General features: G+C 64.3%; 21 protein-coding genes. 17 read left to right on the top strand and 4 right to left on the bottom strand.

Translation table 11 applies throughout. The annotated features are described in order from the left end of the window. Positions 1 to 186 precede the first annotated feature (186 nt). Together ubiE and ubiB are read left to right on the top strand one after the other, a co-directional pair. Positions 187 to 936, top strand: a complete 750-nt coding sequence (gene ubiE / locus AC0CMF_RS15655) for a bifunctional demethylmenaquinone methyltransferase/2-methoxy-6-polyprenyl-1,4-benzoquinol methylase UbiE (RefSeq protein ID WP_186391620.1) — start codon at positions 187 to 189, stop codon at positions 934 to 936. A 3-nt stretch (positions 937 to 939) separates the two neighbouring features. Next, positions 940 to 2,523, top strand: coding sequence for a 2-polyprenylphenol 6-hydroxylase (gene ubiB, locus AC0CMF_RS15650; protein ID WP_186391430.1), 1,584 nt, complete (start codon positions 940 to 942; stop codon positions 2,521 to 2,523). Between the two features lie 25 nt (positions 2,524 to 2,548). Here ubiB and polA read toward each other — a convergent pair whose 3' ends face one another. The 3 genes from polA to AC0CMF_RS15635 all read right to left on the bottom strand — a co-directional run bounded on the left by polA (position 2,549) and on the right by AC0CMF_RS15635 (position 7,271). Next, entirely contained in the window at positions 2,549 to 5,557 is a 3,009-nt protein-coding gene (gene polA, locus AC0CMF_RS15645) for a DNA polymerase I (RefSeq protein WP_374629671.1), read from the bottom strand. 75 nt (positions 5,558 to 5,632) lie between these two features. Further along, the gene (locus tag AC0CMF_RS15640; RefSeq protein ID WP_374629670.1) at positions 5,633 to 6,628 is read right to left on the bottom strand and encodes an acyltransferase family protein; all 996 of its coding nucleotides are present in this window, start codon (positions 6,626 to 6,628) and stop codon (positions 5,633 to 5,635) included. Between the two features lie 157 nt (positions 6,629 to 6,785). Beyond that, positions 6,786 to 7,271: an FxsA family protein gene (locus AC0CMF_RS15635; RefSeq protein ID WP_374629669.1), complete on the bottom strand. Its 486-nt coding sequence runs from the start codon at positions 7,269 to 7,271 to the stop codon at positions 6,786 to 6,788. Positions 7,272 to 7,547: 276 nt separating this feature from the next. On the opposite strand from AC0CMF_RS15635, the gene AC0CMF_RS15630 reads away from it, so the two are divergent. The 9 genes from AC0CMF_RS15630 (at position 7,548) to recR (ending at position 17,639) form a co-directional block, all read left to right on the top strand. Next, positions 7,548 to 8,273, top strand: a complete 726-nt coding sequence (locus AC0CMF_RS15630; protein ID WP_050473632.1) for a Tim44/TimA family putative adaptor protein — start codon at positions 7,548 to 7,550, stop codon at positions 8,271 to 8,273. A 128-nt stretch (positions 8,274 to 8,401) separates the two neighbouring features. Beyond that, entirely contained in the window at positions 8,402 to 9,502 is a 1,101-nt protein-coding gene (gene mltA / locus AC0CMF_RS15625) for a murein transglycosylase A (RefSeq protein WP_374629668.1), read from the top strand. Continuing rightward, positions 9,499 to 10,113 (top strand): Smr/MutS family protein, encoded by a 615-nt coding sequence (locus AC0CMF_RS15620; RefSeq protein ID WP_374629667.1) that lies wholly within the window; start codon positions 9,499 to 9,501, stop codon positions 10,111 to 10,113. Before mltA ends, AC0CMF_RS15620 begins: the two co-directional genes overlap by 4 nt. Before the next feature lie 37 nt (positions 10,114 to 10,150). Continuing rightward, complete coding sequence (locus AC0CMF_RS15615; RefSeq protein ID WP_050473635.1) at positions 10,151 to 10,522, top strand: helix-turn-helix domain-containing protein; 372 nt, start codon at positions 10,151 to 10,153, stop codon at positions 10,520 to 10,522. Between the two features lie 127 nt (positions 10,523 to 10,649). After that, positions 10,650 to 13,469 carry a [protein-PII] uridylyltransferase gene (locus AC0CMF_RS15610; RefSeq protein WP_374629666.1) on the top strand — a complete coding sequence of 940 codons (2,820 nt, stop codon included), beginning with the start codon at positions 10,650 to 10,652 and terminating at the stop codon, positions 13,467 to 13,469. A gap of 22 nt (positions 13,470 to 13,491) precedes the next feature. Then, positions 13,492 to 15,102 carry a murein biosynthesis integral membrane protein MurJ gene (gene murJ, locus AC0CMF_RS15605; RefSeq protein WP_374629665.1) on the top strand — a complete coding sequence of 537 codons (1,611 nt, stop codon included), beginning with the start codon at positions 13,492 to 13,494 and terminating at the stop codon, positions 15,100 to 15,102. A 111-nt stretch (positions 15,103 to 15,213) separates the two neighbouring features. Continuing rightward, a complete protein-coding gene (gene trpS / locus AC0CMF_RS15600; protein ID WP_122522476.1) occupies positions 15,214 to 16,293 on the top strand; it encodes a tryptophan--tRNA ligase in 1,080 nt (359 codons plus the stop codon). Positions 16,294 to 16,310: 17 nt separating this feature from the next. Further along, positions 16,311 to 16,631, top strand: coding sequence for a YbaB/EbfC family nucleoid-associated protein (locus AC0CMF_RS15595; RefSeq protein ID WP_050473639.1), 321 nt, complete (start codon positions 16,311 to 16,313; stop codon positions 16,629 to 16,631). A 399-nt stretch (positions 16,632 to 17,030) separates the two neighbouring features. Further along, positions 17,031 to 17,639, top strand: a complete 609-nt coding sequence (gene recR, locus AC0CMF_RS15590; protein ID WP_058898393.1) for a recombination mediator RecR — start codon at positions 17,031 to 17,033, stop codon at positions 17,637 to 17,639. A gap of 12 nt (positions 17,640 to 17,651) precedes the next feature. On the opposite strand, the gene AC0CMF_RS15585 is transcribed toward recR, so the two are convergent. Continuing rightward, a complete protein-coding gene (locus tag AC0CMF_RS15585; protein ID WP_374629664.1) occupies positions 17,652 to 18,380 on the bottom strand; it encodes a methyltransferase domain-containing protein in 729 nt (242 codons plus the stop codon). 187 nt (positions 18,381 to 18,567) lie between these two features. Between AC0CMF_RS15585 and AC0CMF_RS15580 the strand changes: the two genes are divergently transcribed. The 6 genes from AC0CMF_RS15580 to AC0CMF_RS15555 all read left to right on the top strand — a co-directional run bounded on the left by AC0CMF_RS15580 (position 18,568) and on the right by AC0CMF_RS15555 (position 23,954). Continuing rightward, positions 18,568 to 19,236 (top strand): sulfate transporter family protein, encoded by a 669-nt coding sequence (locus tag AC0CMF_RS15580; protein WP_374629690.1) that lies wholly within the window; start codon positions 18,568 to 18,570, stop codon positions 19,234 to 19,236. Between the two features lie 42 nt (positions 19,237 to 19,278). After that, positions 19,279 to 20,214, top strand: a complete 936-nt coding sequence (locus AC0CMF_RS15575) for a glutaminase (RefSeq protein ID WP_374629663.1) — start codon at positions 19,279 to 19,281, stop codon at positions 20,212 to 20,214. A 253-nt stretch (positions 20,215 to 20,467) separates the two neighbouring features. Continuing rightward, positions 20,468 to 20,872, top strand: coding sequence for a succinate dehydrogenase, cytochrome b556 subunit (gene sdhC, locus AC0CMF_RS15570; RefSeq protein WP_371328544.1), 405 nt, complete (start codon positions 20,468 to 20,470; stop codon positions 20,870 to 20,872). Between the two features lie 11 nt (positions 20,873 to 20,883). Further along, positions 20,884 to 21,267, top strand: coding sequence for a succinate dehydrogenase, hydrophobic membrane anchor protein (gene sdhD / locus AC0CMF_RS15565; RefSeq protein ID WP_026355658.1), 384 nt, complete (start codon positions 20,884 to 20,886; stop codon positions 21,265 to 21,267). 5 nt (positions 21,268 to 21,272) lie between these two features. Then, a complete protein-coding gene (sdhA, locus tag AC0CMF_RS15560; RefSeq protein WP_374629662.1) occupies positions 21,273 to 23,099 on the top strand; it encodes a succinate dehydrogenase flavoprotein subunit in 1,827 nt (608 codons plus the stop codon). Positions 23,100 to 23,111: 12 nt separating this feature from the next. Further along, complete coding sequence (locus AC0CMF_RS15555; RefSeq protein ID WP_186415193.1) at positions 23,112 to 23,954, top strand: FkbM family methyltransferase; 843 nt, start codon at positions 23,112 to 23,114, stop codon at positions 23,952 to 23,954. Positions 23,955 to 23,976: the final 22 nt, after the last annotated feature.

Here is a 23,976-nt window from a genome sequence, read left to right as displayed (position 1 = left end):
GCGCTGGCCTGCGGCTTGTACTAAGGTCCGCGCAATTGTGGCCCGTACCCGGAACACCGGCCCCGGGCCGCGCGTTGCGGCAGCAGTGCTGCTTCCGTGACCGTCATTCAGGGAGTGACCCGCATGACCGACGAAACTGGCTTTTCCTCCGCAGGCGCCTATGCCTCCAGCCGCGCGCCCGAGGACATGCCGACCAGCTTCGGCTTCCGCACCGTGCGCGAAGGCGAGAAGCAGGGCCTCGTCAACGACGTGTTCCACAAGGTCGCCACCCGCTATGACATCATGAATGATCTGATGTCCGGCGGCCTGCACCGGGTGTGGAAGGACGCGATGGTCTCCACCCTTGCCCCTCCGCACACACCGGGCCGCGGCTGGAAGGTGCTGGATGTGGCCGGCGGAACCGGTGACATTGCCACGCGCATCGTCGAGCGCTCGGGCCGTGCGGTGGAAGCCGTGGTGCTGGACATCAACGGCTCCATGCTGGCCGTGGGGCAGGACCGGGCGGACAAGGCGGGGCTTTCCGGCTCCATCCGCTTCTCGCAGGGCAATGCGGAAGTGCTGCCCTTCCCGGACCGCAGCTTTGATGCCTATACGATCGCCTTCGGTATCCGCAACGTGCCGGAGATCGGCAAGGCGCTGTCGGAAGCCTACCGCGTGCTGAAGCGCGGCGGCCGCTTCCTGTGCCTCGAATTTTCCGAAGTCGACATGCCCGGCCTCGACAAGATCTATGATGCCTTCTCCTTCCACGCCATTCCGGCGATGGGGCAGGCGGTGACCGGCGATGGCGAACCCTATCGTTACCTTGTGGAATCCATCCGCAAGTTCCCCAATCAGGAACGCTTTGCGCAGATGATCCGCACCGCCGGTTTCGAGCGGGTGACCTACCGCAACTACACAGGCGGCATCGCCGCCCTGCACTCGGGCTGGAAACTCTGATCCATGGCCCTTGCAATCCGTCCCTTGCTGCGTCTGGCGCAGGCCGGTTTCGTTCTGGCGCGTGAAGGCGTCTTCGGCCTGTTCAACATTCCGGATCTGCCGCCCGCGGCGCGTCTGGCGTTGCGCTTTGCCCGCCTGTTCGAACGCCGCTCCGTGCGCGACAAGAGCGCCCGCTCGCGCCTGTCCGATGCCATGAACCGGCTGGGGCCATCCTATGTGAAGCTTGGCCAGTTTCTCGCCACCCGCGCCGATGTGGTCGGCAAGGAAGCGGCGGCGGAGCTTGCCTATCTGCAGGACCGGCTGCCCGCCTTCAGCCAGAGCGAGGCCGAGGCCTGGGTGGCCGAGCAGCTGATGCGGCCGGTGCGCGAGGTTTTCGTCGAGTTCGGCGAGCCGGTGGCCGCCGCCTCCATCGCGCAGGTTCATCCCGCCATGGTGCGCCAGAGCGACGGCTCCCTGCGCAAGATGGCCGTCAAGGTGCTGAGGCCGGGTGTGGCCCGCCGCTTCCAGCGCGATCTGGAGAGTTTCTATCTGGTCGCGCGCCTCGCCGAGCGCTTCCACGAGCCCTCCCGCCGCCTGCGGCCGCTGGCCGTGGTCGATACGCTGGCCCGTTCCGTGGCGCTGGAGATGGATTTCCGCCTGGAAGCGGCCGCCCTGTCCGAAATGGCCGAGAACACTGCTGAGGATCCCGGCTTCCGCGTGCCTTCCGTGGACTGGATGCGCAGCGCCAAGGGCGTGCTGACGATGGAATGGATCGACGGCACCAAGATGTCCGATGTGGAGGGGCTGACCCTTCAGGGCCTTGATCTGGAGCTTCTGGCCGCCAACGTGATCCAGAGCTTCCTGCGCCACACCCTGCGCGACGGCTTCTTCCATGCGGACATGCATCAGGGCAATCTCTTCGTCGAGGCCGATGGCACGCTGGTGGCGGTCGATTTCGGCATCACCGGGCGCCTCGGCAAGGCCGAGCGCCGGTTCCTCGCCGAAATTCTCTACGGCTTCATCACCCGCGATTACCGCCGGGTGGCGGAGGTGCATTTCGAGGCCGGTTACGTGCCCGCCGATCAGGATGTGGATGTGTTCGCCCAGGCGATCCGCGCCATCGGCGAGCCGATCCACGGCCATGATGCGTCCGAAATTTCCATGGCACGGCTTCTCACCCAGCTGTTCGAGGTGACGGAGCTGTTCCAGATGCACACCCAGCCGCAGCTGATCATGCTGCAGAAGACGATGGTGGTGGTGGAGGGTGTTGCCCGGACCCTGAACCCGCGCCTCGACATGTGGCGCACGGCCGAGCCCGTTGTGGGCGCCTGGATCGCCCAGCATCTGGGGCCGGCCGGCCGGCTGCGCGATGCCGGGGCCGCCGTGAATGCGCTTGGCCGCATCGCCAGCGATCTGCCCATCTTTGCAGACAGAGTCGGGCGCATGTCGGAGGAGCTGGAAAAGATGGCCCACGAAGGGCTGCGCTTTGATGCCGCGACAGCTGAGGCCATCGGCCGCTCCGAAGCCCGCCACAACCGCTCGGGCCGGATCGCGCTCTGGATCATCGCCCTGTCTCTGGCAGCGATTGCCGCCAAGGCCTGGTTCTGAAGCCAGGCCTTGGCGCGGCGCATTGTCAGTGCGCTTCGTCCCAGTTGTCTGCGGCGCGGGCATCGACCTGCAGCGGCACGGACAGCTGCAACAGCGGCTCGCAGGCGCCTTCCATCACCCGGCGGATCACCGGGATGGCTGCTTCGACTTCCGCCTCTTCCGCCTCGAAGATCAGTTCATCATGCACCTGCAGCAGCATGCGGATGTTGAGGCCTGCATCCACCAGCGCATCTTCCATCCGCAGCATGGCGCGGCGGATGATGTCGGCAGCCGACCCCTGAATGGGGGCGTTGATCGCGGCCCGCTCGAAGAAGGCGCGCATCGATGGGTTGGACGTGTTCACATCCGGATAATGCGCTTTGCGGCCGAAGACGGTGGTGACAAAGCCCTTCTCGTGAACTTCCTTCTTCACCGCTTCCATATAGTCGCGGATGCCCGGGAAGCGCTGGAAATACATCTTGATGTAGTCGCCTGCCTCCCCGCGGGAAATGCCGAGCTGGGCGGCAAGGCCGAAGGCCGAGATGCCATAGATGATGCCGAAGTTGATCGCCTTGGCGCGGCGGCGGACCATCGGGTCCATGTCCTTCACCGGCACGCCGAACATCTCGCTCGCCGTCATGGCGTGAATGTCGAGCCCATCGGCAAAGGCCTTCTTCAGCTGCGGAATGTCGGCGATATGGGCCAGCACGCGCAGTTCGATCTGGCTGTAGTCGGCAGAAATCAGCTTGTTGCCCTTTTCCGCGACGAAGGCCTTGCGGATCTTGCGGCCTGCTTCCGTGCGCACCGGAATGTTCTGCAAGTTCGGCTCGGACGAGGACAGGCGACCGGTCGTGGTCGAGGCCAGCGAGTAGGACGTGTGGACCCGCTTCGTTTCCGGATTGATGAAGCCGGGCAGGGCGTCCGAATAGGTGGACTTCAGCTTGGCGAGCTGGCGCCATTCGACGATCTTCACCGGCAGCTCGTGGCCTTCAGCAGCCAGATCATCCAGCACCGAAACCGAGGTGGACCAGGCGCCGGTCTTGGTCTTCTTGCCGCCGGGCAGGCCCATCTTGCCGAACAGGATGTCGCCCAGCTGCTTGGGCGAGCCGATGTTGAAGGTCTCCCCGGCAAGGGCGTAGATCTCCGACTCCACGGCGGCCATGCCTTGCGCAAATTCGCCGGACAGGCGCGAGAGCATCTGCCGGTCGATGGAAATGCCGCGCCGTTCCATCCGCGCCAGAACCGGCACCATGGGCCGTTCCAGCGTTTCATAGACGGTGGCCATGGCTTCCGCCGCTAGGCGGGGCTTGAGCACCAGCCACAGGCGCAGGGTTACATCCGCATCCTCGGCGGCATAGGCCGAAGCGCGGGAGATCTCAACCTTGTCGAAGGTGACCATCGACTTGCCGGACCCGGCCACCTCCTTGAAGGGGATGGGCGTGTGGCCAAGCCAGCGTTCGGAGAGCTCGTCCATGCCGTTGCCGCCCTTGCCTGCGTCCAGCGTGTAGGACAGCAGCATGGTGTCGTCATGCGGGCCAACCTCGATGCCGTGACGGGCCATCACCTGCCAGTCATACTTGAGGTTCTGCGCGATCTTGAGCACGCCGGGGTCTTCCAGCATCGGCTTGAGCACATCCAGCGCCGCCCGCAGCGGGATCTGGCCGGGCACGAGACCGCCGCCGCCCAGAAGGTCGCCTTCTCCATCCACATGGCCCAGCGGCACATAGCAGGCGCGGCCCGGACGGGTGGCGAGCGACACGCCGACAAGCTCGGCCTGCATGGCATCGAGCGAGGTGGTTTCCGTGTCGAAGGCGACGATGCCCGTTTCCATCGCCTCGGCCACCCAGGCCTTGAGGCGCTCGATATCCGTTACCGTTTCATAGGTGGAATGATCGACCGGGATGCGGCGGATTTCTTCCGCCCGTGCAGCGGCAAGGCTTTGCGGCGTCATCATGCCATCCGGCGCGGCAACCGCGGACGCGGAAGACGGATCTGCGGAACCGGCAGGGGCAGACGCCGCAGCACCCGGGGCTGCGGCAGGGCCGCGCTCCATCATGCGGCCCTTGGCGTCGGGCGCATGCCAGCCGGGGATGGTCAGCTCCGCCGAGTCGATATTGGCCGTCTCCGCCCCGGTTGCCTCGGCCACACGGCGGGTCAGCGTGGTGAATTCCATCGCCTTGAGGAAACCGACCGCCTGCGGGCCGTTGACAGCTTCCACAGCAAAATGGGTGACCGGAGTTTCCACCGGCACGTCGCATTTCAGCGTCACCAGCTGCTTCGAAATGCGGGCCTGTTCGGCAAATTCGATCAGGTTTTCGCGGCGCTTGGGCTGTTTGATGCTAGAGGCATTGGCCAGCAGGGTCTCAAGGTCGCCATACTCAAGAATCAGCTGGGCGGCCGTCTTCAGGCCGATGCCGGGTACGCCGGGCACGTTGTCGACGCCATCGCCGGCCAGCGACTGCACCTCGATCACCTTGTCCGGGCCGACACCGAATTTCTCGAACACCTCCGGCTCGCCGATGATCTTGTTCTTCATCGTGTCGATCATGCCGATGCGCGGGCCGATCAGCTGCATCAGGTCCTTGTCGCCGGAGACGATGGTGACGCGGGCGCCCATGGCGGCGGCTTGCGTGGCATAGGTGGCGATCAGGTCGTCCGCCTCGAAGCCTTCCTGCTCGATGCAGGGCACGTTGAAGGCACGGGTCGCCTGCCGGATCAGGCCGAACTGCGGGATCAGATCCTCCGGCGGCTCCGGGCGCTGCGCCTTGTAAGCGGGGTAGATGTCATTGCGGAAGGTCTTGGCCGAATGGTCGAAGATGACGGCGAAATGCGTCGGCTCATCGCCCTTCTCCGGGGTCAGGCCCTCGGTCAGCAGCTTCCACAGCATGTTGCAGAAGCCGGAGACGGCGCCAACCGGCAGGCCATCGCTCTTGCGCGTCAGAGGCGGCAGGGCGTGATAGGCGCGGAAAATGAAGGTGGAACCATCGACCAGGATCAGGTGGTCATTGGCGGTGAGCGCGGGGAGGGAAGCATCGTTCGACATGGCGCGGATCATGCCGGGGAACGAGTGCGGATGAAAGGCCTAATAGCGGCTTTGCCCAATCAGCTTCTGCCCGTTGGCTTCTTCGTCTCAGGCAATCCGCGCCCAGGCGGGCCGCTCGATGAGGAAGCTGACCCAGCCGGTGCGGCGGATGAACCACAGCAGCAGCAGCGGGGCGAGGCTTGCCACCAGCGTCACCAGCAGGGAAACCGTGCCAATATCCAGCACACCGGCTTTCAGCAGCAGCACGCGGGACAGCGCCATGGGCAGGAAGAAGGCCAGATAGATGACGATGGAATTCTGGCCGATGAAGCGCAGCGGATCGAGCAGGGGAAGCTGCGCCAGCAGGCTGGAGACGAGCACGATGGCCACAGCTCCGGCAAAGCCAAGCGCCAGGGAAACACCCGGCAACTCACTGTAGCCCGCAAAGACGGCAAATCCATTGCCCAGCGCCCAGAGCCCAAGCCCGGCCAGCGCTGTGCCGCGATGCGCCGCCCCCCAGTCCGCCAGCACGAAGAGGCGGCTCGCAAACACATAGCCGCCGAAGAAATAGACAAAACGCTCGGCAAAATAATCGGCGATGTAGATACCTGTCTCGACCGGCAGGCTCTGCAGCAGGGCAGCCACCGCCAGCGTCAGCTGCCAGGGCACCTTCAGGTCATGCAGGACCTTCGTGACAGCGAAAAAGATGGCCAGCAGATAGATGAACCAGAGCGTGCCGAAGGGCTGGACGAAGGAAATAAGATATTCCCGCAAGACGCCCCACCAGCCGAGTTCAGCGGCAAAGGACGGGGCCTTGAGCGCGAACTGGATCGTCAGCCACAGAACGTAAAAATAGGCGAAATGCAGCACCTTGCGGTCGGCATAGAGCCGCCAGGGCCGCGACAGGACGAGGGCGGTGAAAAGTCCCGAGATCATGAAGAAATCCGGCATGCGGAAAGGTGCGGCAAATTGCACCACCGGGTGCATCCAGCCCATCTGCCCGGCGGCCTCCTCAACACCCAGCACCGAATGCATCATCACGACAAAGATGATGCAGATGCCCTTGGCGTGATCCACCCAGCCGATTCGCCCCACTTGCCCCATTCCGCGTCTCCCCCACGGCGTCGCCGTCCATCCCGGACCACAGCATTCCTTCAGAAGGGTGATGCGGTTCAAAATTCCACGAGCCAGCGGAAACTTATCGGACCGAACGGCGAATGGCAGCAGTCACTTCTGTGTGAGGGGCACTCTGCCGCAGAGGTCAATTGCCGTCGCGCCAGGGGCTGATGCGCGGGGTGCTGTCATCATCGGGCTTGTGGCGGGTGCTGGTCCATTCGGCGCCGTCCAGGTCCACCACCGGCTCGCCCTGCTTGCGGCGGCGGTTGACGACCACGACAGAGGCACGGCGGGAGAAAAACCGCGCCAGCGCCACGCGCAGCGGCGGAATGAACAGCAGAAGACCGACAGCATCGGTCAGAAAGCCCGGCAGAAGCAGGAACAGGCTTGCCAGAACGATCATCGCGCCCTGCATCATGTCGTCGCCCGGCACGCGCCCGGCATCCAGTTCGGACTGCATGCGGCGGACAAGGGAAAGCCCCTGCTGGCGCAACAGCACCGTTCCGGCGACGGCGGTGAACACCGTCAGCAGGATTGTCGGCAGCACGCCGATGGCCTTTCCGATCACAATGAACACGGCAATTTCGGCAAGCGGCAGCAGGATGAGGCCGCCGAGGATCAGCAGAGGCAAGGATTTGAACCCGTTGACAGTTAACTAACGGGTACAAGATAGGCTGAGATGGCAGAAATTGCGAGGCATCGGCGCATTTTTGCAATTTCTTCGCCCCTTGGAGGGGCTATGTCCCCAATCTGCGCCTTGCAAATGGACAAGACACTTGCCCCGCGCACTGGATGCTGGTTCAACAGAACCTACATATAGGATTGAATGATTGTCCCGCAGTCCTTTCCGGCCGGTCAGGCCGGTCACGAGAGGCTGCGGATCGCGGAGAGAGCCCGGTAGCACCAAATGAACGATATCTTTGACGTCACGAACATCATTCTTCTGGGGCTTGCGGTCTTTATCTTCTTCAAGCTGCGCTCCGTGCTGGGCCGCCGGACCGGCAGCGAGCGCCCGCCGTTCGATCCCTATTCCAAGCCCGCACCGGACAAGAACGGCCAGGCCCGCGCCGAAAGCCCGCGCGACAACGTGGTGCCGCTGCCCGGTTCGCAGCAGCGCCAGGAACCGGAAGAGCAGGCAAGCCCGGATCAGCTGGCCGACAAGGTGGCCCCGGCCGGTTCCGCGCTGAACGAGGCCCTGCGCCAGGTTCTGTCTGCCGACCGCAGCTTTGAGCCCGAGCAGTTCCTGCAAGGCGCCAAGGCGGCTTACGAGATGATCGTCACCGCCTTTGCCGAAGGCGACCGCAAGACGCTCAAGCCGCTCCTGTCACGGGAAGTCTTCGACGGCTTCAACAGCGCCATCTCCGAGCGCGAAGCGCGCGGGGAGACCATCGAGTCCACCTTTGTCGGCATCGACAAGGCCGACATTGTTGAAGCAGGCATGAAGGGCAGCATTGCCCAGGTGACCGTGCGCCTGCAGAGCGAGCTGATTTCCGCCACCCGCGACAAGGACGGCCATGTGATTGATGGCGATCCCAACCGCGTGAGCGAAGTGGTGGACATCTGGACCTTCGCGCGCGACACCACGACACGCGATCCGAACTGGAAGCTGGTCGCAACCGAATCGGCAGGATGACGGTGCAGTCAGCACAGGCATTGCGATGGGCCGCAGCCCCTGCTGCGGCCTTTCTGCGTTTCCGGCGGCAGACGTTGCGGGGCCTGGCCGCAGCGCTGTGCCTTTGGGGAACCGGCGGGGCAGGGGCCATGACATTCGACACGGAACTGCCGCTGAAACCGGCGGATTTTGCCAGCCTCCGGGGCTGGGCGCAGGACGGCCATCTGGCCGCCCTCCAGTCCTTTCTCCGGTTTTGCACCAGCGATGGGCAAGGCGCTCAGGCACGCAATAGCCTGCAGCGCGCCCTGACGGCTGCCTGCCGCAAGGCGCAGGAAGAAGCTCCCGCAACGGATGCCGCTGCCCGTGCTTTCTTCGAGCGGGAGTTCCGGCCCTTTCACGTTGCCTCAGAGGGCTTCGTCACCGCCTATTTCGAGCCGGAAGTGCGCGGTTCGCGCCAGCCATCGCCCGCCTATGCCGCTCCGCTCTATCGGGCGCCGGAGGGATTGACCACGTTGAAGCCGGAAGGCACGCCGAAGGCGCTATCCGGGCTCACCCATGCGCTGAAAACCTCAAAAGGCTTCCGCGAAATGCCGGACCGGGGCGCCATCATGGATGGGGCTCTGAAGGGCAGGGGGCTGGAGCTCGTCTGGCTGGCCGATCCCATTGATGCCTATTTCGTCCATGTGCAGGGCTCCACCCGGATCCGTCTGGAAGACGGCTCGGTGATGCGGGCAGGCTATGCCGGCAAGACCGGCCATCCCTACACCGCCATCGGCAAGGTGCTGGTAGACGCAGGTGAAGGCACACCGGAAGACTTCACCATGCAGGGCCTGCGCGCCTGGCTGACGGCCAATCCGGAACGGAGGGACGGCCTCTTCCGCCGCAACCGCTCCTTCATCTTCTTCCGCGAGGTGACCGAGGTGGGGCCGGAGCTTGGCCCCATTGGCGCGGCTGGCCTGCCCCTGGTGCCGGGCCGAAGCCTTGCCATTGACCCGCGCTTTCACAGCTATGGTCTGCCGGTTTTCGTCGGAGCGGATCTGTCCGGTGCAGGTCTGGCGCAGCCGCAGTGGCAGCGGCTGTTGATTGCCGATGACACGGGCTCGGCCATTCGCGGGGCCGCGCGCGGCGACATCTTCATGGGCTCGGGCGATGCGGCAGGGGCTGCGGCCGGAGCCGTGCGCCACAAGGCCAGCTTCACCATTTTGCTGCCGCGTGTCCTCACACCGAAACCCTCGGGGCAGGGCTCATGAGCGGACGGCGCGGGCGCAACAAGGGCCTTTCGACCGAAGACAGGCAGATCTGGTCGAAAGTGGCGGCAACGCTGACACCGCTCAAGACCACGCGGCCGCTGGAACCGGACCCGGATCTGGAGCATGAGCTGAGCCTTGCCGAGGAAATGGCCCGGGCCGGTATCGCCATGACGGGCGCCGGACAGGACGCAGGCGCGCCCGAAACGGCCATCCGCTCCCCCGTCCAGCCCAAGGGCCCGCCGCCACTGGCGCCGCTGGAGCGGCGGGTGCGGCAGAAGATCGTGCGCGGCATGCGCAGCTTTGATGCGCGGATCGATCTGCATGGCCTGACCCAGCACGAAGCACATGACCGGTTGCGCGGTTTCCTGCATCTTGCCTATCAGCGCGGCCATGTGATCGTGCTCGTCATCACCGGCAAGGGCGGACGCAACGGGCCGGGCTCCGGCCATGGCGCGCCCTATATGGACGAGCGCGGCATTCTGCGCCGGGTGGTGCCGCAATGGCTTGCCATGGCCGATCTGCGGCATATCGTGCTGGGGTTCGAGGAAGCACATCTGACCCATGGCGGGTCCGGCGCGCTTTATGTGCGCCTGCGCAAGCGCAAGGCATGACGGCAAAGCAGGAACAGTGGCAGGGGCAAGAGACGGCATGACACCGCTGGGAGCCAAGATCAGGGAACTGAGAGCCAAGCGCGGCATCTCGCTCAAGGAGATGGCGGCGGGCCTTGCCGTCTCCAGCGCCTATCTCTCGGCGCTGGAACATGGCAAGCGCGGCAAGCCGACCTGGTTTCTGGTTCAGCGAATCATAACGTTTTTCAATGTCATCTGGGATGAAGCAGAGGAAATCCAGCGTCTGGCGGAGATTTCCGATCCAAAGGTGACCATCGACACCTCGGGGCTGGACCCGAAGGCGACGGAGTTCACCAATCTGCTGGCGCGCAAGATCGAGGGCCTGTCCCCGGATTCCCTCGATCATCTGCTGCACCAGCTGCGGGTCGTTGCCGCCAGGGATGGTGTCTGACCGGCAGATCCTGCCTCAAGTCAGGACCTGCATAGTTTAGAGGCTTTCAGGGCGCGTTACGGGCATATAGGGTCCGGCGCGGCACAGGCCTGCCTTGAAGCGGCGGGCCCGGACAGGACGACCACATATGAAGCTTCCCGCAGCAGACCTGAATGAGCTTGTCGACGCAGATGCCCTGCGTGAAAGGCTGACCGCCCTGACCGCCCCCCACAACGGCAAGGGCACGGACCTTAAGGTGCGCGCTGCCGTGCTGGGCGAGTTGAAGGCTGCCTACAAGGCCGGCCGCGATCTGGCGCAGGAAGGCCTGAAGCGCGATGGCAGCGGCCTTGCCTGCGCCCAGCGCCTGAGCCATCTGCAGGACGAACTGATCCGCGTCATCTATGATTTTGCCCTCTGGCACGTCTACCAGATCAAGAACCCCTCGGCTGCCGAACGCATGGCCGTGGTGGCGGTGGGCGGCTACGGCCGCGGCACGCTGGCGCCGGGCTCCGACATCGATCTGCTGTTCCTGCTGCCCTACAAACAAACGCCCTGGGGCGAGCAGGTGGTGGAATACATCCTCTACATGCTCTGGGATCTGGGCTTCAAGGTTGGCCACGCCACCCGCAACATCGACGAATGCATCCGCCTTGCCCGGCAGGACATGACCATCCGCACGGCCATTCTCGAGGCCCGCTTCATCTGGGGCGAGGAGCCGCTGTTCGAGGATCTGCAGACCCGCTTTGATGCGGAAGTCGTGGCCGGGACCAGCTCCGAATTCATCGCCGCCAAGCTTGCCGAGCGCGATGACCGGCACAAGCGGCAGGGCACCTCGCGCTATCTGGTCGAGCCCAACATCAAGGAAGGCAAGGGCGGCCTGCGCGACCTGAACACCCTGTTCTGGATCGCCAAGTATCACTACCGCGTGCGCACCCAGTCCGATCTCGTGTCGCAGGGTGTGCTGTCGCGGGCCGAATACAACCGCTTCATCAAATGCGAGGACTTCCTGTGGGCGGTGCGCTGCCACGTGCATTTCCTCACCGGCCGCCCGGAAGAGCGCCTGTCGTTTGATCTTCAGCGGGAAATCGCCATCCGCCTCGGCTACACCCAGCATCCCGGCCAGAAGGATGTGGAGCGCTTCATGAAGCACTACTTCCTTGTGGCCAAGGACGTGGGCGACCTGACGCGCATCTTCTGTTCGGCGCTGGAAGACCAGCATGTGAAAAAGCCGCATGGCTCGGGCATCGGCGGGCTGATGCTGCGCCTGCGCGGCGCGCGCGGCAGCAACGTGCAGCCGATCCGCGAGGCCCCCGGTTTCGTTGTTGAGAACGGCCGCATCAATGCCGCATCGGACACCGTGTTCAAGGATGATCCGGTCAACCTGATCCGTGTGTTTCAGGTGGCGGACAGAATGGAGCACCATCTCCATCCGGAGCTGATGAAGCGGATCCACCGCTCCCTGTCGCTGATCAACGGGGCCTTGCGGGACAATCCGGAAGCCAACCGGCTGTTCCTCTCCATCCTCACCTCCCGCAACCACCCGGAAGAAACCCTGCGCGCCATGAACGAGGCCGGCGTGCTGGGCCGCTTCGTGCCGGATTTCGGCAAGGTGGTGGCGATGATGCAGTTCAACATGTACCACCACTATACGGTGGACGAGCATCTGATCCGCTCCATCGGCGTGCTGGCGGAAATCGAGCGCGGCGATGCGGGCGAGGGCAATCCGCTCTCCACCCAGCTGATCAAGACCATCCAGAACCGCAAGGTTCTCTATGTGGCCATGTTCCTGCATGACATCGCCAAGGGCCGGCCGGAGGATCACTCCATCGCCGGAGCGCGCATAGCCCGCAAGATCTGCCCGCGCTTCGGCCTCACGGCATCAGAGACCGATACGGTCGCCTGGCTGGTGGAGCATCACCTCGACATGAGCACCTTTGCCCAGTCGCGAGATCTCTCCGACCGCAAGACCATCACCGACTTTGCCCATATCGTGCAGAGCATGGAGCGGCTGAAGCTGCTGCTGATCCTGACCGTGGCCGATATCCGCGCGGTGGGGCCGGGTGTTTTCAACGGCTGGAAAGGCCAGCTGCTGCGCACGCTCTATTACGAATGCGAGCCGCTGCTGACCGGCGGCCACAGCCAGCTGAGCCGCAAGGAGCGGGTGGCCGATGCCAAGGCGCGGCTGGAAGAAAAGCTGTCGTCCTGGCCGGAGGCGGCACGCAAGGACTATGTGGCGCGGCATTATCCGGCCTACTGGCTGCGCACCGAGCCGGAGCGCACGCTGGCCCATGCCGAGCTGATCCACAACGCCGATCTCAAGCATGAGCGCTTTGCCGCCGCCGTCACCACCCGCGCCTTCGAGGGCGTCACCGAAATCACCCTGCTGGCTCCGGACCATCCGCGCCTTCTGTCCTCCATCGCCGGGGCCTGTTTCGTCACGGGCGCCAATATCGTCGATGCCCAGATCGACACGACCACGGATGGCTTTGCGCTGGACACGATCTTCGTCAGCCGCGAGCTGCCCGATGATGCGGATGAAAAGCGCCGGGGTGAGCGGATCACCGATCTCATCCTCAAGACCCTGCGCGGTGACGCGCCCCTGCCCGAGCATGTGAGCAAGAAGACAGCGGTGAAGGGCCGGATGAAGGCCTTCCGCATCACGGCGGATGTGATCGTCAACAACTCGTCCTCGGACAATTACACCATCATCGAGGTGAGCGGCCTCGACCGGCCGGGCCTTCTGTATGACCTCACCCGCGCCATGGCGACGCTGAACCTCAACATCGGCTCGGCCCATATTTCCACCTTCGGCGAGCGGGTGGTGGACGTGTTCTATGTCACCGACCTGACGGGGCAGAAGATCTCCAACATCGCCCGGCAGGATGTGATCCGCGAGCGGCTGGTGCAGGCGGTCGACGGCAAGCTTGAAACAAATTCCGGGGCGGCGGCACTGGTGACGCAATCCTGACCAGCGGCGGACCCTTGATCCCATGAGCATGCTGCGGAACTTTGCCACTGTCGGCGGCGCCACCCTCGCCAGCCGCCTGATCGGCTTCGCGCGCGATGCCATGCTGGCGGCCGTCGTTGGCACCGGGCCGGTGGCCGATGCCTTTGTCGTCGCCTTCCGCCTGCCCAATCTCTTCCGCCGCCTGTTTGCGGAAGGGGCCTTCAATTCCGCTTTCGTGCCGCTTTTCGGCCGGACACTGGAGGAAGACGGCGAGGAAGCGGCCCGCCGGGTGGCCGGGGAGATTGCCGCTGCCCTGTTCTGGACGCTTCTGGCGCTGACGGCACTGGCGCAGCTTTTCATGCCGGCGGTGGTCTGGGCGCTGGCGCCGGGCTTTGCGGCGGAGCCGGAGAAGTTCGATCTCACCGTGCTGATGTCACGGATTGCCTTCCCCTATCTCCTGTTCATGTCGATGCTGGCCTTTGCCGCCGGCATTCTCAACACCTACCACCGCTTCGCCGCGGCGGCTTTTGCCCCGGTGATGCTGAATGTGGTGATGTGCGCCGTCCTCGCGGCCCTTGCATTTGCCGGTGTCTCCGGCGAGCGGACCCTGGCCCTGTCCTTGAGCGGCGGCGTTGCCCTGGCCGGCATCGTGCAGCTTGTCTTCGTGCTGGCAGGGTTGAAACGCCTCGGCTTCCGCGTGCCCGTGCTACGCCCGCGCCTGACGCCGGCCGTGCGCAGGCTTGCGCTTCTCGGCGTGCCGGGGGTGATTGCGGGCGGCATCACCCAGATCAACATCGTCGTCGGGCAGGTGATTGCCTCGGGCGAGGCCAGCGCCAATGCGCTGCTCTATTATGCCGACCGGCTTTATCAGCTGCCACTGGGCGTCATCGGCATCGCCGTGGGCGTCGTGCTGCTGCCCAGCCTGACGCGGCAGCTGCGCTCCGGTCAGGGAGCCACCTTCCGCAAGACGCTGAACGGGGCGATGGAGTTTTCCCTCGCCCTGACGCTGCCTGCCTCGGTGGCGCTGGTGCTGATCCCGGAGGAGATCGTCTCGGTGCTGTTCCAGCGCGGCGCCTTCGGCCGGGAGGCGGTGGAGGGCACGGCCCTGGCGCTGGCCGCCTTTGCCTGGGGCCTGCCTGCCTTCGTGCTGCACAAGGTGTTTGCCCCCGGCTTTTTTGCCCGGGAAGACATGCGCACCCCCATGTGGTGTGCAGGCATCAGCGCCGTGGTCAACCTTGTCCTGTCGCTGCTGCTGTTCCCAGACTTCCGGCACACAGGCATTGCCGCCGCCACCAGCATTTCGGGCTGGGTCAACACCGTGCTGCTCGGCCTTGCCCTGTGGCGCAGCGGCTATTTCGTGCCGGACAGGCTGGTGCTGCGCAAGGTGGCGCTGCTGTTCGTGGCCAGCCTGCTGATGGGCGCGGCGGTGGAACTCCTGTCCGGGCCGCTTGCGCCGCTGCTGACCAGTGGCCATCTCTCCATCCGCCTTGCCGGGCTGCTGCTGCTGACGGGATCCGGCATGGCCACCTTCGCGGTCTTTGCGCAGATCACCGGCGGTGCCGATCTCATCGGCTTCGCCCGCCGCCTGCGCAAGGGCCGGGAGAAAGGCGAAGACGGCAAACGTGATGCCATGCCCGGCTTCATGTCCGATTGAAGCCCAAAGCTCCCGGCTTGCCTTGCCGCCAGCGGTTCGCCATAAGAACAGCGGCATTCTGCCTTCCCATTTACGGGCCCTTCCAACCGGCCAACTCTCAGGGACTTGATCATGACGGCTTTCCAGCCCCGCTGTTTTTCTGGTGTCCAGCCAACCGGCAATCTCCATCTCGGCAATTATCTGGGCGCCGTTTCCCGCTGGGTGCCGCTGCAGGACCAGATGCCGTCGATCTTCTGCGTCGTTGATCTGCATGCCATCACGGCCGGGTTTCCGGATGCGGGCGAACTGAAGAGCGCGACCCGTGAGGTGACCGCCGCCTATATCGCCGCCGGCATCGACCCGAAGCGCTCCATCATCTTCAACCAGAGCCAGGTGAAGGAACACGCGGAACTGGCGTGGATCTTCAACTGCGTTGCCCGCATGGGCTGGCTGAACCGGATGACCCAGTTCAAGGACAAGGCCGGCAAGAACAGCGAGAATGCTTCCGTTGGCCTCTTCGCCTATCCGAACCTGATGGCCGCCGACATTCTGGCCTACCGCGCCACCCACGTGCCGGTGGGCGATGACCAGAAGCAGCATCTGGAGCTGACCCGCGACATTGCGCAGAAGTTCAACAACGACTTTGCGGAGCGCATCAAGGAGCTGGGCATCGGCGTGCCGAACCCCACCCCCTCGCCGGAAGTACCGGATGAGCTTTATCTGCCGCTGCCCGAGCCGATGATTGCAGGCCCCGCCACCCGCATCATGAGCCTGCGTGACGGCACCAAGAAGATGTCGAAGTCGGACCCGTCCGACCTGTCGCGCATCAACCTTGCCGACGATGCGGATGCCATCTCCAAGAAGGTCAAGAAGGCCAAGACCGATCCCGAGCCGCTGCCGGGCGAAGTGGAAGGCCTCAAGGGCCGCCCCGAGGCGGACAATCTGGTCGGCATTTTCGCGGCTCTTGCAGGCAAGACGAAGGAAGAGGTCATCCGCGATTACGGCGGGCAGCCCTTCTCGGTCTTCAAGCCGGCGCTGGCGGATCTTGCCGTCGACAAGCTGGCGCCGCTTTCGGGCGAAATGCGCCGCCTGATGGCCGACCCGGCCGAAATCGACAAGGTGCTGAAGGCAGGCGCGGAAAGCGCCTCGGCCATTGCCGAACCGGTGCTGCGCGACATGCGCAAGATCATCGGCTTCCTCGACGTGCGCTGAACCACAAGGAGACACCCATGGACTTCCTCAAGATGATGAAGCAGGCCAAGCAGATGCAGGAGAAGATGGGCTCCCTGCAGGAAAGCCTGGCCGCCGTTGAAGTGACCGGCAGCGCCGGTGCCGGTCTTGTCACCGTCACCCTGTCGGGCAAGGGCGACATGAAGGGCCTGAAGATCGATCCTTCGCTGGCCAAGGAAGACGAGGTGGAGATCCTCGAAGACCTGATCCTCGCCGCCCATAATGATGCCAAGGCCAAGGCCGAGGCGATGATGGCGGAAAAGACCCAGGAACTCATGAGCGGCATGGGCCTGCCCGCAGGCTTCAAGCTGCCGTTCTGAGGGAACGGGGGTTCTCTGCCGAGGCCTTTCTGCCCCCCTCCCCCTCGTGGGGAGGGGCTGGGGGTGGGGGGCTCAGCGTCTCGCGTGCCGCTGAGTCTCATGAATGCCACGCCGCACCACCTCTTGAAGGCGCTCTGCAGGAAGAACTGCTCATTAGATGATTGCAGGCTCAGAGCCCCCCACCCCTTACCCCTCCCCACGAGGGGGAGGGGGGCGGCGGTGTGCCTCCGGAAAGTAGATGCATCATTGCGGGCGACGTCCAAACCTGATGTGTGAACCCGGTAGCGCAAAGAGGCAGAGGCGTGCCCTGGTCACCGGCTTGTATCTGCGGGCACTTGCCTGCAAACAGAAGAACCGAAGTTTCTGACCAGCGTCCGCTACGGATCACAAGGGGGCATCATGGCCAGCCGGAAGGTTGCAGGACCCGAGATTGAACGCCTGATTCAGCTTCTTGCGAAGCTGCCGGGCCTTGGTCCCCGCTCGGCGCGCCGGGCAGCGCTGCATCTGATCAAGAAAAAGGAGCAGCTGCTCGTGCCGCTCGCCTCCGCCATGGCTGTGGCGGTGGAGAAGGTGGGCGTGTGCTCGGTCTGCGGCACGGTCGACACGTCCGACCCTTGCGCCATCTGCTGCGATCCGGCCCGCGACGAGGGGCTGCTGGTTGTTGTTGAGGATGTGGCCGATCTCTGGGCGCTGGAGCGGGCGGCAGCGCTCAACGCCCGCTATCACGTGCTCGGCGGCACCCTGTCGCCGCTGGATGGCGTCGGCCCGGAGGATCTCAACATCGCCTCGCTGGTGGAGCGGGTGAACCGGGGCGGCATCCGCGAGGTGATCCTGGCGATCAGCGCCACGGTGGAAGGGCAGACGACGGCCCATTACGTCACCGGCGAACTGGCCGCCTCCGGCGTCACCGTCTCGCGCCTCGCCCACGGCGTGCCGGTGGGTGGGGAACTCGATTATCTGGATGAAGGCACGCTGGCCCAGGCCCTGAAAGCCCGTACCCGGCTTTGACCTTTTTTCGTGTCAGTGAGACGGACCTGCCTCGTAGACGAGGAAGGAACAGGGCATGGGCCCGGTCAGACGGAACACCTCCTGCGCCTGCGCAAAGCCTGCGGCAAGGCCGAGGGACTTCCAGCCGTCCAGCGTCTCGGGAAAGTCGAAGCTGTTGATGTGCTGCCACATGTGGTCGAACTCGTCCGGGGCAAGCACGGCCCAGGCCTGACGCAATTCGCCCGCCATCCGCGCCATGAAGGCGTCACGGGTCAGCCCGTCCGGCAGCACCGGTTCATAGACCGCCATCATCCCACCCTTGCGCAAGGCGTTGCGGGCAAGGGCAAAGAGCTGGCGCTTTTCGTCCTGCGGCAGGTGATGCAGCGACAGGCCGCACCAGATCACATCCACCGGTCCGGTGCTTTCTGGCGACAGGGCCGCCAGCATGTCGGTTTCCTCAAGCGTCACCGGGAAGGGTGCGGCAGCGAAGTTGCTCCGCGCCAGCGACAGGGCCATGGCGGACAGATCGATGCCGCGATAGGTGGAAACCGGACAGCGGCTCAGCACGCTGCTGGTGACGGAGGCATCGCCGCAGGCCAGCTCCAGAATGGAAAAGGGCGCCGGAAACCGGGCGGAAATCTCCCGCTCCAGCACTTCGGCCACCTCCACATGGCCGAATAGCCCGGTGCTGGTCAGCTTGCGGTAAATGCCCCATTCAAAGCGGAACAGATCCGCCGCATTCTGCTTGCTGCTTGCCGGCATGCTCTCCTCCCACGGAAATAGGCCGCAACCGTCCCGCATGGTACACCAATTTACCCGGGTCACCAATGGACGCTGTTGCAGCCTCAACTGTGAAAAGCGGTTTCGGGTTCCCTGCCTTGTGGCCGGTGCAGGCCGCGCTTATCTCTCGCCGGAAAGACATGTGACACGCGAACGCTGGAAGCTGCCGATGATTTCCGATGCAATCCGCTCTCTGGGGCAGGTTTTCGAGCCAGCTTTCCGGGCAATCCTGATCAAATCCCTGGCGTTCACGCTGGCCGTGCTGATGGCCGTATGGATCGGGCTGCAGGCGCTGGTCGCCGGGTTTGTGGAACTGCTCTATCCATGGCTCGATACGGTGGTGACGATCCTGACCGGCATCGGCGCCATCTTCGCGCTGGGCTTTCTGGTGGCGCCGGTGACGGCGCTTTTCGCCGGATTCTTTCAGGATGATGTGGCGGAAATCGTCGAGCGGACGAATTATCCGGCCGATCTGCCCGGCAAGGCCATGCCGCTGGGAACATCGCTGCTCTCGACCCTGCGGTTCACGGGCGTGGTCATTCTGGGCAATCTTTTTGCGCTGGTGCTGCTGCTGGTGCCGGGCATCAACCTCATCGCCTTTTTCGTGGTGAATGCCTATCTGCTGGGCCGTGAGTTCTTCGAGTTCGCCGCGTCCCGCTTCATGCCGTTAACGGAAGCCCGGCGGCTGCGGCAGGCGAACAGCGGCAAGGTGTTCATGGCAGGCCTGCTGATTGCGGCCGTTCTTGCCGTGCCGCTGCTGAACCTTGTCACGCCGGTCTTTGCGACGATTTTCATGGTCCATCTTTTCAAACGGCTTTCCTTGACCCGCCGGGTATGATTGTGTCCGCCACCCGGTAACGGCTGAGGAGGAGCCCGCCGCATGCCGGTGACAGAACTTGGGCGGGAGCAGATGCAGGATCTTCTGGACGCAATCGTCAGTGACGCCATGGCCTCGGACGAGCGGGGCAAGGTGGCGGATTACATCCCGGAGCTTTCCCGGGTGGATCCGAATCAGTTCGGCATCTGCGTGGCCACCGTATCCGGCGAGGTTTATGCCGCCGGGGATGCGGACACGCCCTTTTCGATCCAGTCCGTGTCCAAGGTGTTCGCACTGGCTCTGGCGCTGGGCAAGGTGGGTGACCAGCTGTGGCACCGGGTGGGGCGGGAGCCTTCGGGCCTTGCCTTCAACAGTCTTTTGCTACTTGAGCACGAGAGCGGTATTCCCCGCAACCCGTTTATCAATGCCGGGGCGCTGGTGACCGCGGACACCTACCTGGCGGACTCCTCGCCCCGCGAAGCGCTGGGCCAGATGGTGCGGTTTGTGCAGGCAGCCTGCGATTTTGAGGACATTCGCATCAACCAGAATGTTGCGCAGTCAGAAATTGCAACCGCGAACCGGAACTTCGCCCTTGCCCATTACCTTGCTTCCTTTGGCAATTTGCGGAACAGCACCGACAAGGTACTTGGCACTTACTGTCACCAATGCGCCATCGACATGAGCTGCCGCCAGCTTGCGCTGGCCGGGCGGCTGCTGCTGGAAGGGCCGGGCATGCCGCGCCTGATTTCGCGCGACCGGCGCCGGCGCATCAATGCACTGATGATGACCTGCGGCCATTATGACGGCTCGGGCGACTTCGCCTTCCGCGTCGGCCTGCCGGGAAAGAGCGGCGTTGGCGGCGGAATTCTCGTCATCGCGCCGGGCCGGGCTTCCATCGCCGTCTGGTCTCCGGGCTTGAACCAGTATGGCAATTCCAAGTTGGGCACGGAGGCCATGGAGACCTTTGCGCGCAAGACGGGCTGGTCTGTCTTCGGATAAACCTGAAGATTCCTGTCAAGTTAAAGCCGTTTCAGCACCTGCCTAAACTTCACGCCATATTAACCCGCTCTGGTCTTTCAATCGTTCAAACCCGCGAGAATCCGCGCTTCGTATTCGAAGGAAAGAAACTCAATGCAGTTTTCACCCTCAGGATACTTTGACGAGCCGTGTTCTTGGCGCTATTACCCCACTAGACAACGCCGCAGATTGCTGACGTTTACGTAAACGGCAGCATGGCGTCGGACGGGAGAGAATGTCCATGCCGGATGTCGATGTGAAGGGCAGCCGCCCTCTGTCGCCCCATCTTCAGATCTACAAGCCGATCCTGACGATGGTGATGTCGATCCTCCACCGCGTGACCGGTGGGGCGCTTTATTTCGGGACCCTGCTGCTGGCCTGGTGGCTCATCGCCGCGGCCTCCGGCGAGGCCTATTATGATTTCGTCAATGGCCTGATGGGTTCGATCCTTGGCCGCCTGGTGCTGTTCGGCTTCACCTGGGCCCTTGTTCACCACATGCTGGGCGGCATCCGCCACTTCATCTGGGACATGGGCGCCGGTTTCGGCCGTGAAGCGCGCGAATGGCTGGCCCGTGCCACCATCATCGGTTCGGTGACGCTGACGATCCTGCTGTGGATCATCGGCTACATGGTCCGCTGAGGAGATAGATCATGAGCGATATGCGCACTCCCCTCGGCAAGGTCCGCGGCCTTGGCTCCGCCAAGGAAGGCACCGAGCATTTCTGGCGCCAGCGCGTCACGGCCTTTGCCAACGTCTTCCTCATCTCGTTCTTCATCGTGCTGGTCATTTCCCTGCAGGGCTCAAGCCATGCGGAACTGGTTGCAGCCCTGAAGAACCCGCTGCTGTCGATCCTGCTTCTGCTGGTCATCCTGTCCGGCATCTATCACATGAAGCTCGGCATGCAGGTCATCATCGAGGACTATGTCCACGGTGACGGCGTGAAGTTCCTCGCCCTGATGGCCAACATCTTCTTCTGTGCCGCTGTCGGCCTCGGATCGGTGTTCGCGGTCATCAAGATTGCCTTTGGAGGCTGATCCACATGGCCAAGACCTATGAATTTGTCGAACACACCCACGATGTGGTGGTGGTCGGCGCCGGCGGTGCCGGTCTGCGCGCCACCCTCGGCATGGCCGAGCAGGGCCTGCGCACGGCCTGCATCACCAAGGTGTTTCCCACCCGCTCCCACACGGTGGCAGCACAGGGCGGCATTGCCGCCTCGCTGAAGAACATGACGCCGGACTGCTGGGAATGGCACATGTACGACACGGTGAAGGGCTCCGACTGGCTCGGCGACACCGACGCCATGGAGTATCTCGCCCGTGAGGCCCCCAAGGCCGTGTATGAGCTGGAGCACTATGGCGTGCCCTTCTCGCGCACCGAGGATGGCCGCATCTACCAGCGCCCCTTCGGCGGCCACATGCAGAACTACGGCGAAGGCCCCCCGGTGCAGCGCACCTGCGCGGCAGCGGACCGTACCGGCCACGCCATCCTGCACACGCTCTATGGCCAGTCCCTGCGCCACAATGCCGAATTCTACATCGAGTATTTCGCGCTCGACCTGATCATGTCGGAAGACGGCGTGTGCCAGGGCGTGATCGCCTGGAACCTCGATGACGGCACCATTCACCGCTTCTCAGCGAAGATGGTGGTTCTGGCGACCGGCGGCTATGGCCGCGCCTATTTCTCCGCCACCTCTGCCCACACCTGCACCGGCGACGGCGGCGGCATGGTGGCCCGTGCGGGCCTGCCGCTGCAGGACATGGAATTCGTGCAGTTCCATCCGACCGGCATCTACGGCTCGGGCTGCCTCATCACCGAGGGCGCCCGCGGCGAAGGCGGCTATCTGGTCAACTCGGAAGGCGAGCGCTTCATGGAGCGTTATGCCCCCTCCGCCAAGGACCTTGCCTCCCGCGATGTGGTTTCGCGCTGCATGACCCTGGAGATCCGTGAAGGCCGCGGCGTCGGCAAGAACAAGGATCACATCTTCCTGCACCTCGACCACCTGGATCCGGCCATGCTGGCCGAGCGCCTGCCGGGCATTTCCGAATCCGCGAAGATCTTCGCGGGCGTGGACGTGACCAAGGAGCCGATCCCGGTTCTGCCGACCGTGCACTACAACATGGGCGGCATTCCCACCAACTACTGGGGTGAAGTGCTGAACCCGGATGCCGCCAACCCGAACCGCATCCAGCCGGGCCTGATGGCCGTGGGTGAGGCGGGCTGTGCATCGGTGCATGGCGCCAACCGCCTTGGCTCCAACTCGCTGATCGACCTTGTGGTCTTCGGCCGCGCCGCTGCCATCCGCGCAGCCGAGGTTGTCGATCCGAAGTCCGCAGTGCCCACGCCGAACGAGCGCTCCTGCGAAGAAATCATGGCCCGCTTCGACAAGACGCGCCACGCCAGCGGCAGCACGCCGACGGCAGCTCTGCGCGAGAAGATGCAGCGCGCCATGCAGGAAGACGCGGCTGTGTTCCGCACCCAGGAAAGCCTGGAGCAGGGCTGCAAGCGCCTCTCCGCCATCTGGGGCGAAATGAGCGACATCAAGGTCTCCGACCGGTCCATGGTCTGGAACTCGGATCTTGTGGAAACCCTCGAGCTGCAGAACCTGATGGCCAACGCCATCACCACGGTTTACGGCGCCGAGGCCCGCAAGGAGAGCCGTGGTGCCCATGCCCGCGAGGACTACAAGGCTGGTCCGCTGGGTGGCCGTGATGACGACAACTGGCGCAAGCACACCCTGTCCTGGGTGGACGAGGCCGGTAACGTCAAGCTGGACTACCGTCCGGTCGTCCTCGAGCCGCTGACGCCCTACGAGCAGGGCGGCATCGACCCGAAGAAGATCGCCCCCAAGGCACGCGTGTACTAAGGACGGCACCCGATGTCCGCAACCGCCCGGCCAGATACCAGTTCCCCCTTCGGCACCTACCGTGCCGAGGGTCTGGTGCGTCTTGCCTGGGGGCTTGCGGACCGGCATGACATTTCTGCCTTTCTGCGCAAGCGGATCAGGTCACTGGTGGCCCGTCTTTTCGGCGGCCCCTATGACACGGTGGTGGAAGGGCTGAAGTTCCGCGTCTACCCCGGCGCCAACTACGACGACCGCAAGATGCTGGCCCGCGGCCGGCTGCCGGAGCGGGCCGAGCACGGCCTTCTGGCACCGCTCATCCACCGGGGCGCGGTCTTCGTTGATGTGGGCGCCAATGTGGGCACCTATTCCCTGTTCGCCGCTGCTGCCGGTGCCCGTGTGCTGGCGGTTGAGGCAAGCGAGGAGACGGCGGAGAAGCTTGCCTTCAACATCGCGGCCAATGGCGCGGGCAGCATCACGCTGGTGCGCACGGCAGTGGGCGACCGGGAGGGGGAGCTTTCCCTCTGGCGCGAGCCCTCCAACGCCGGTTTTGCCACCGTGGTGGAAGATCTGACCACCGGCGAATGGGCCGGGAACTGGTCCAATGTCACCGTTCCGGTGCGCCCGCTGCTCGATGTGATCAGCGAGGCAGGCCTTGAGCGGGTGGATGTCATGAAGCTGGACGTGGAAGGGTTTGAGGACCGTGTCCTCCTGCCCTATCTGCGGACGGCAAACCGGGACCTCTGGCCCCGGGCGATCCTGATTGAAACAAACTGCCGGCCGCACTGGGCCGAGGACTGCCTGACCCTTCTGGCAGATCTCGGTTACGTCAAGGCCGGTGAAACCAGAGACAACATCCTGTTCCGGCTGGCGGCCTGACGGGGAACTGACTGGCGCGGAC

The sequence above is a fragment of the Pannonibacter sp. CBAS1226 genome (assembly GCF_055685825.1).
The sequence above is the reverse complement of the archived record's forward strand: the minus strand, read 5'-3'. Positions and strand labels throughout refer to the sequence as shown.